This window comes from Microvirga aerilata, from assembly GCF_016743775.1.
In the GTDB taxonomy this organism is placed as follows: Bacteria; Pseudomonadota; Alphaproteobacteria; order Rhizobiales; family Beijerinckiaceae; genus Microvirga; species Microvirga aerilata.
Genome location: NZ_JAEQMY010000052.1, coordinates 23,390 through 31,169, shown reverse-complemented (window position 1 = coordinate 31,169; position 7,780 = coordinate 23,390). Strand labels below are relative to the sequence as shown.

Annotated in this window: 9 protein-coding genes; 5 read left to right on the top strand and 4 right to left on the bottom strand. The window is 57.9% G+C overall.

Annotation, left to right across the window (positions count from 1 at the left end):
* Positions 1–62: 62 nt before the first annotated feature.
* Positions 63–2,654 carry a sensor domain-containing phosphodiesterase gene (locus JKG68_RS23115; protein ID WP_202063701.1) on the bottom strand — a complete coding sequence of 864 codons (2,592 nt, stop codon included), beginning with the start codon at positions 2,652–2,654 and terminating at the stop codon, positions 63–65.
* 271 nt (positions 2,655–2,925) lie between these two features.
* Between JKG68_RS23115 and JKG68_RS23110 the strand changes: the two genes are divergently transcribed.
* Together JKG68_RS23110 and JKG68_RS23105 are read left to right on the top strand one after the other, a co-directional pair.
* Positions 2,926–3,303, top strand: a complete 378-nt coding sequence (locus tag JKG68_RS23110; protein WP_210346429.1) for a DoxX family protein — start codon at positions 2,926–2,928, stop codon at positions 3,301–3,303.
* Between the two features lie 164 nt (positions 3,304–3,467).
* Positions 3,468–4,187 (top strand): HAD family hydrolase, encoded by a 720-nt coding sequence (locus JKG68_RS23105; protein WP_202063699.1) that lies wholly within the window; start codon positions 3,468–3,470, stop codon positions 4,185–4,187.
* A 38-nt stretch (positions 4,188–4,225) separates the two neighbouring features.
* Here the strand turns inward: JKG68_RS23105 and JKG68_RS23100 are convergent, their stop codons facing one another.
* A complete protein-coding gene (locus tag JKG68_RS23100; protein WP_202063698.1) occupies positions 4,226–4,423 on the bottom strand; it encodes a hypothetical protein in 198 nt (65 codons plus the stop codon).
* A 145-nt stretch (positions 4,424–4,568) separates the two neighbouring features.
* A complete protein-coding gene (locus JKG68_RS23095; protein WP_202063697.1) occupies positions 4,569–4,862 on the bottom strand; it encodes a hypothetical protein in 294 nt (97 codons plus the stop codon).
* A gap of 150 nt (positions 4,863–5,012) precedes the next feature.
* Here JKG68_RS23095 and JKG68_RS34820 point away from each other — a divergent pair, with 150 nt between their 5' ends.
* Positions 5,013–5,219: a helix-turn-helix domain-containing protein gene (locus JKG68_RS34820; protein ID WP_202063696.1), complete on the top strand. Its 207-nt coding sequence runs from the start codon at positions 5,013–5,015 to the stop codon at positions 5,217–5,219.
* The gene (locus JKG68_RS23085; protein ID WP_202063695.1) at positions 5,137–6,273 is read left to right on the top strand and encodes a DNA adenine methylase; all 1,137 of its coding nucleotides are present in this window, start codon (positions 5,137–5,139) and stop codon (positions 6,271–6,273) included. Before JKG68_RS34820 ends, JKG68_RS23085 begins: the two co-directional genes overlap by 83 nt.
* Before the next feature lie 175 nt (positions 6,274–6,448).
* Here JKG68_RS23085 and JKG68_RS23080 read toward each other — a convergent pair whose 3' ends face one another.
* Complete coding sequence (locus JKG68_RS23080; RefSeq protein ID WP_202063694.1) at positions 6,449–7,159, bottom strand: response regulator transcription factor; 711 nt, start codon at positions 7,157–7,159, stop codon at positions 6,449–6,451.
* A 227-nt stretch (positions 7,160–7,386) separates the two neighbouring features.
* On the opposite strand from JKG68_RS23080, the gene JKG68_RS23075 reads away from it, so the two are divergent.
* On the top strand, positions 7,387–7,575 hold the full coding sequence (locus tag JKG68_RS23075) for a CsbD family protein (RefSeq protein ID WP_202063693.1): 189 nt from the start codon (positions 7,387–7,389) through the stop codon (positions 7,573–7,575).
* The last annotated feature ends 205 nt before the right edge of the window (positions 7,576–7,780 follow it).

Genomic DNA, 7,780 nt, shown 5'->3' with positions numbered 1-7,780 from the left:
CCTGGTTCACCAAACTGAATCACACCCACTCCAGCCCGGGAAATCACGAACGAGTCAGACCTTCAGGGACTTGGTATAAGTTCCTTCCGTCTTGAAATCAGGTTTGGCACCTCGATGCCCGCCGTGGGCTGCACAAAGTAGTACCCTTGCGCATATTGGCACCCCATCGCCAGCAACCGCTGGGCTTGGCCGGTCGTCTCCACTCCTTCCGCTGTGACCATAAGGTTGAGGCTCCTGCCCAAGCCGATCAGCGCCGCGACAATGGCCTCATCGTCAGGGTCTTGCTCAAGGTCCTGCACAAAACTGCGATCGATCTTGATGTGATCCACCGGGAAACGCTTGAGGTGGGTGAGGGATGCAAACCCCGTTCCGAAGTCATCCAGTGCGATCCTGATGCCTTGGTTGCGGAAGGTTGTGAGAGCGGACGAGACTGCCTCAAAGTGCCCGTCCAGCAGCACCTTCTCGGTAATTTCAACCTCAACAAACTCAACCGGAACCTGCGCGATCTTGAAAACGCGCAGAAACTCCTCGGCGAAGCCGGGCTGGGTGATCTCTGCATGCGACAGGTTGACTGCGACCCGCCCAACGCTGAAGCCACTGGCCAGCCACTTGCGCAGATCTGCCGCGATTGTGCCAATCAGACGCTGACCCACCAGGGCGGCAAGCTCAACGTCATCGAAAACCGCTCCGAAGGTGCCGGGTGTCAGAAGACCTTGGGTCGGGTGCTGCCAGCGAGCGAGTGCCTCAAAGCCAACGATGGCACCCGTAGCGAGGCATATCTGCGGCTGATAGTGGGGGACGATCTGATCCCGCGAGAGCGCTTCCCGCATCTCACGCCTGAGCGCGATCCGTTGCGTGGCGACGGCTCGCATCTCCGGGGCATATAGCGTCACGCGATTGCGTCCCGCAGCCTTGGATCGGTAGAGGGCGATGTCCGCATCCTTCATCAACTCCGCAGGCTCGGCGGCATGGTCCGGGTACACCGCCATGCCAATGCTTGCCCTTGTGGCGATGCTTTGGCCCGCATAGGAGAACACCGGTTGGTTGAGGCTCTTGATCAGGCTTTCGGCAAACACCATGCCTTGCTTAAGGAGAGACGGATCTGTGAGCAGAACCGCGAACTCGTCGCCGCCGAGTCTCGCCGCCGTGCCACAGGCTGTGACCATCTTGGATAACCGTCGCGCTGTTTCCTTCAGCAGGGCGTCGCCTGCATCATGGCCGAACGAGTCGTTTACGTCCTTGAAGTCATCCAGATCGATGAGCAGAAGACAGGCCATTGTTCTGCTTTGCTTCGCCTCGGCAAGAGCTTTACTCAGACGAGCCTGGAACAAGGTGCGGTTCGGCAGTTCTGTGAGCGGATCGTGATTTGCCAGATACCAGAGACGCTCCTCAGCCTGCTTTTCCTCATGAATGTCGGTGATCGTACCAACCCACTCCCGAACAAAGCCGTCATCGGCCTTCAGCGGCACACCACGCGCCAGAACCCAGCGATACTCGCCCTCCTTGGTCAGAACACGGTACTCCACCGCGCCGGATTGGTCTTGCTCCCGCATGTCCTTCCAGACAGCAACGGCCCGCTCGCGGTCATCAGGATGGAGGGCATCGATCCACCCGCGACCTTCGTACCCCTCGGGCGCTTGCGCAGCGAACTCCTTCCAGCCCCAGCCTTCGAGGATTGAACCATCGGGTGCCGCTCGCCAGACCATGGCGGTGCTGGCCTGGATCAAAGCCCGGTAGCGCTCCTCGCTTTCGGCCAGTGCAACTTCCGTCTGCTTGGCCTCGTGGATATCAGTACAGGTGCCGAGCCAGCGCTCGATAGCGCCCTGTTCATTGCGCAGGGGAACCGCCCGTACCAAGGTCCAGCGGTATTCGCCCGAGTGGTGGCGCAGACGGTACTCAACCTCATATGGTTCGCCTGTTGCGAGGGAGTGCTGCCATCTGGTCCAGGTCCGATCTTGATCGTCAGGGTGGACGGCGTTGCTCCATTGATCTCCTATGGCTGACCCTAATGGCAGACCTGAGAACTCGTACCAACGCTGATTGTGGAAATCATTGTGGCCATCAGGAAGGGCTGACCACACGATGTGGGGCACAGCATCGATGATGCGCTTGAGCCGCGCCTCGTTCTCCTCGTGAGCCTTTTCGGCTCGCCTGACCTTGAGTTGGGCCATCACCGCGCGCGCAAGATCAAGCAATGCCGTTGACTGTTCAGGCGTCAGTCCCTCTGGGCGCGGCTTCTGGTCGAGAACACAGAGGGTCCCGAGCGGCAATCCGTCATCGGTGACCAGCGGCGCACCCGCATAGAAACGCAGATGAGGTTTGCCAGTGACGAGCGGGTTGTCGGCAAAGCGCGGGTCCTTCGCCGTATCGGAAACGACAAAGACACCGGATTGCAGAATAGTATGACCGCAGATGCCGATGCTGCGCGGGATTTCCCGTCCTCCAAGCCCCACCTCGGCCTTGAACCAGTGCCTGATATCATCCACCAGGGACACGAGCGCCATGGGGGCATTGCAGATATGGGCGGCTGAGGCGGTAATCTCGTCGAAGGCTGCTTCCGGCTCGGTGTCGAGAACGTGGAAGCTCCTCAAAGCAGCGAGACGGTCAGCCTCCGTCCATGACGGGAGGCCGCTCTCGGGCGTAGGTACTGGCATAAACGGGAAAGCCTGAATATTATCCTGAAAAAGCACTGCCCAGCATATGAGCCCGCCGGTATGAAGTAAACCGAGGCAGGTGTCCGGTGGCGTGAGGGTACTTGTGCCACCAACCTCAACGAGATGATGTTACCTTCGATCTTGCTCGTAACCGTCTTCTAACCGGACTGTGATTTTCTGGTGACTGCGACGGAGCGGGTCAAGCCCATGAACCCGTCGCGACTTCAGGATCGGGAGGACGCTTGTGTTGAACCGCAGCGAAGATTGTGCCTTGTTTTTCGGACGCCTGCTTGTGGCGGCTCTGTTCCTGCCGTCCGGCTTCAACAAGCTCATGGCTTTCTCGACCTTCGCGTCATCTCTTGCGGCCAAGGGGATGCCTTACCCGACTGTGATCGCAGGCATCATGGTGGCTGCCGAGTTTCTTGGACCATTGGCCTTGCTCATCGGGCTGTGGCCGCGTTGGACAGCTTTGGCGCTCATCGGCTTCACAGGTGCCAGTCTCTGGATGAGCTATGGGCAAACTGGGTTGAACATGCTCCTTCGTCCTCAGCAGAGCGTAGAGCTATACGAACGCCTCGCGATCGTTGGCGGATTGCTGTTCTACTTCACCTCTGGACCGGGAGGATGGAGCCGGACCAGCTTGAGGTAAATTAGAACAGGTGGCTGTCATCACGGAGCGTACAGGGGTGAGTAGGCGGTTTGCGCTGGCTGATATCGGCAGGGACGCCCCTCCCATTGAGCCCTTGCAACGTTCCTGTCTGGACCCACGTAGACTCGGCCTGGAGGTAGAGACTGCGATTAGGAGCCGCTGCGATGGACCTGCCGCGCGTGATCGCCTTCGACGGTGACAATACCCTATGGCACAACGAGACCCTATTCTCGATGACACAGGGCCGGTTCCGGTCACTGATCTCCCGCCACGTAGACATTCCCACCCACATCCTAAACGCTCGTCTTCTGGAAACAGAGCGCAAGAACATCACGACCTACGGTTACGGCATCAAAGGCTTTGTTCTGTCGCTGGGGGAAACCGCGATCGCGGTAACGGAAAAGCGCATCCCAGCCGAGGACATCCAGACTATTCTCGACTATGGGCGGACCATGCTGGAGCACCCGGTCGAGTTGATCGAGGGCGCACGTGAGGCGCTGGAAACCCTCCGAGCGCGGGATCATGAGTTATGGCTGATCACCAAAGGCGACCTGTTCGACCAGGAGAGCAAGATCGCTCGTTCCGGGCTCGTGCCGTTCTTCCATGCGATCGAGATCGTCTCAGAGAAGGATCAGGTCACCTACCAGCGGCTCCTCGACCGCTATGGTGTAGTCGCCGATGGATTTCCGATGGTCGGCAACTCCGTTCGTTCCGACATCCTACTGGTGATTGAGATCGGTGGCAGGGCAGTCCACGTGCCCTATGAGATCACATGGGAGCATGAGCACGTCGAGGGAGCCCTGCCGGAGGGGGTTGTTACAGTGGCGAGGCTGATTGACCTTCTGGAGCCTGAGAGTTCTGGCGCGGAGGGACATCGGACCTGAGTGCAAGTGATTTGCTCGGAAGCAAGACCTTTGTCCTACTACCTTCCAGTCGGTGCGGGTTGAACGAAGAGCCGGTTGAAGTCAGCAGGTGCGAACTCCTGTCCATCCGCGTCGATCAACACGTTCCGCACGCCCTCGTCGGCCAACCTTCGGGACTGCTGGAGGGCCGCAACTGGCGTTCTTGCGGTGGTGGAAACCGGCTCGTTTTCGCGCTCGCCAGTGATGATGAAGATCATGAGGTTCTCCGCTCATGGAGTGACGGGTTCGACCACCATTATGGTTTTATCACAATCCAGCCGCAGTGTCGGTGATGGCCGCCACCAGCTTCTCTGTTGAACCCAGAGCAGCCATTCGTGATGCTCTCTCGGCATCTGGTGAGTGTCAAAGCCCGTACCGTTCACGAAACACCTTGTCCATAAGTGCACCCAGCGCGAGGCGACCTGACCAACAGTTTCCCCAGTCAGGTCCGTACCGCTCTCTCATTTCGGCGAGGATTTCAGCGCGCACCTGCGGCTCGTACTGTTGACGGATCGCCCGTCGTTGCGCAGCTTCCGCTACTGCGATCGCAAGGCTGTATTCGGTTTTGAGATCGAGCAAAGGGAGCGATGCCTCGCGGCGTACCTGATTGCGAAGGCACAGGTTCAGAAAGATCGCCGCACGGTCAATTTGCTCCATCGTTGAAGGATACTGCGAGTCGGCTGCGGATCAAAATCGCTGGCCTGCCGACCGCTAATCGGTTATGTATGGGTCCTCCGTTCCTCTGCGCGGGAACCCACCCGGTCGGCTCCAAGACAGGACCCAATTCTGCAAACGAAAATACTATAAATGCAGCATGCGACATTTTTGCTTGGGCGGGAGCTTCGCGCCGCTCGGCGTTCCCGGAAGCTGACACAAGAGTCCCTCGCAGAGCGTGCCGGTTTGAATCTCGCCACGATAGCAAATCTGGAGTGTGGACGAAGGCACGGTTGCACCGTTGCTTGCTGCTCTTGCTGTCTTAGAGCACCGGTTCGCTGGACAAGGCAACAATGTTAATCTTGGTCTGTGGCTTGCAGAGCGGCGTAAGTCAGCGCGGCTTTCACAGGAGCATCTGTGCAAGCTGACTGGGCTAACCCGCCCATCGGTTGCTCAGGTTGAGCGGGGTCGAGGGAACCTCCAGACGCTCGTGGCGGTCATGTCCGTTCTCAAGGTGCGGGTGTCATTGCGTCCTAATGAGTTGACGCCCAGCAGCACCCCCATCGCGGCCCGCACCACAAGCCCGCTGAGATATCCTGGAGGAAAGTCCAAGGCGCTCAAAAGCATCGCCTACCATTTCCCTCAGCACATTGACGAATATCGAGAGCCATTCGCCGGAGGTGCTGCGGTCGCTATCTTTATGAGCATACGGTTCCCGAAGGCGTCAATTTGGGTCAACGACCTTTATCAGCCGCTCGTGTCATTCTGGAGGGTGCTACGGGACCCGGTTCGGTCACGCGAAATGGTCGAGGTCCTCAAGGACCTGAAGGAGAGGTCCGCTACGGAGGATGCGGCCCGTGAGCTTTTTCACCGTCTGCGACACGAGATAGATGAGCCGAATGTTGAGGAACTGACCCAGGCAATCGCGTTCTACGTCACGAACCGCTGTTCCTTTAGCGGTCTAACGCAGAGCGGTTCATTTTCTCCCGAGGCGTCGGAGGTTCGCTGGACGATGCAGCACATCGATCGACTTGCCGGTTATACGCCTCTGATGGAGCGGTGGCAGATCACTAACCTTGATTATCGCGATGTGCTCCAGGAGCCTTGGTCAGGGTCTGCGCCGATCCTCTTTATGGACCCACCATACGACATCGGCGGTCAGGGGCTGTATGGCAATCGGGGACGTGCACACACCGGCTTTGATCATCAGACATTCCGAAGGAGTGTCGAGGGCGGTCAGGCACCTACCATGGTCACGTACAATGCCAGCAATACGCTGCGCAGGATGCGGACCGGATGGCAGCAGATTGCGTACGACCTCAATTACTCGGTCAGGTCTAACAAGCGGTACCGTCGAACTCAGAATGAACGACGCGAACTCATCCTGTTGAACTATGTTGCTCCAACGATCTGACGGCGGGCTCCGTCAAGGATGGTGGGCGATCGACAGTTCCATGCTGAGGAGGGTGTCTCGGTCGCGTGGGTGCGGTCCCGACTTGAGGCTCGTTGTGAAGCAGAGGACGAATGAGGGCTACTCTTACCTTAATACGGAGCAAGGAGCGTGTAGGACTGATCTTGAGTTACCCGCACTAAGGCTTACCGCCTTTCGTCGTCAAATGCTCTGTCGCCCAAAGGGCGGCTTGGGTTCGATTGGCAGCGCCTACCTTGCGCAAGATTGCTTTCACGTGAACCTTGACCGTCGCCTCAGTAACGTCAAGCCTTTTGGCGATGACCTTGTTAGGCTCACCGCGCATCAGGCTGCGCAGTATCTCGGCCTCTCGGGGAGAGAGTCTGTGTATCCCCGCATCATGCCGCAATGGCGCTGCCGTGGCGCTGTCCTGATCCGGCTTAGCGTTCGAGGTCATCTCGCTCAGCATTGAGAGGACCAGCGCCCCCGGCACAATCTTCTCGCCGGTCATCACCAACTCAAGCGATTTGATCAGAACTTCACGGTCGCTCGTGGTTAGACAGAAGCCATCGGCTCCCGCTTCAATCCCGAGCCGAGCAAAGCTGATGTCGAATTTATCGGCAACAACGACGAGCTTTGCGTTGGGGTGCTGCGCCTTCAGAAGCTTGATGCTGGTAAGCAATTCCTCTGAGGAGGAACTGCCATCTACAATGAACAGATCAGGCTGTATCTGAAGTCGAGGCCGCTGAGGCCGAGGTTCATCAGACCCGATCTCGGATACGGCAAAGCGGGTATCTGCTAAGAGAAGTTCGAGCCCCATGGAAAGCAAGGGGTTCTTGCAGATCAGAACAGTCACATACTCCCTGCGGTCATTAGCGGCCTCGCCAGACATTTACCCGCCTATCCCTGTACGCAGAACAAAGCGTCGTTGTTCAGCAGATTAAGGATGGCCGGTAAGGAGGGTAAAACAAGCATCTCATTGTGATACTAATCCCAATGGATATGCTCTGCTTCTGACGAGCAACAGAAAGCCTGCACTCCTCAGCGTTCGTCGATGCCTTACGTCGCAGGAACGGCTCAACTCCACCGCACGTTAAACCGATAGCCAAGGAGAGAGCTATGGTTGACAAAGATCGTGTTGACGGTTCCGCCAAGAACATCGGTGGTAAACTCAAGGAAGGAGTCGGCAATGTGACTGGCGATTCCAAGATGCAGACAGAAGGAAAGGCGGATCAAGCTGAGGGCAAGATTCAGAACACCATCGGCGGCATCAAGGATTCCATCAAAGACGCCTTCAAGAAGGACTGAGGAAGGGGGGGTTAACCCCCTTCTTTCTGCGTCATGATCCTGACAAGGGGCCACCACCCCACGAGTTTGCGCTCTGAGGTATGCAGCAAAGCATATCACTTGCGGCCCATAGGCTAACGACGATGTGGGTTTGAGAAACTCGCCGATCAGACGTTCCAAGCTTCCAGCCGAACGCAGCATCGTCTTCTTGACACTTTCACTATAG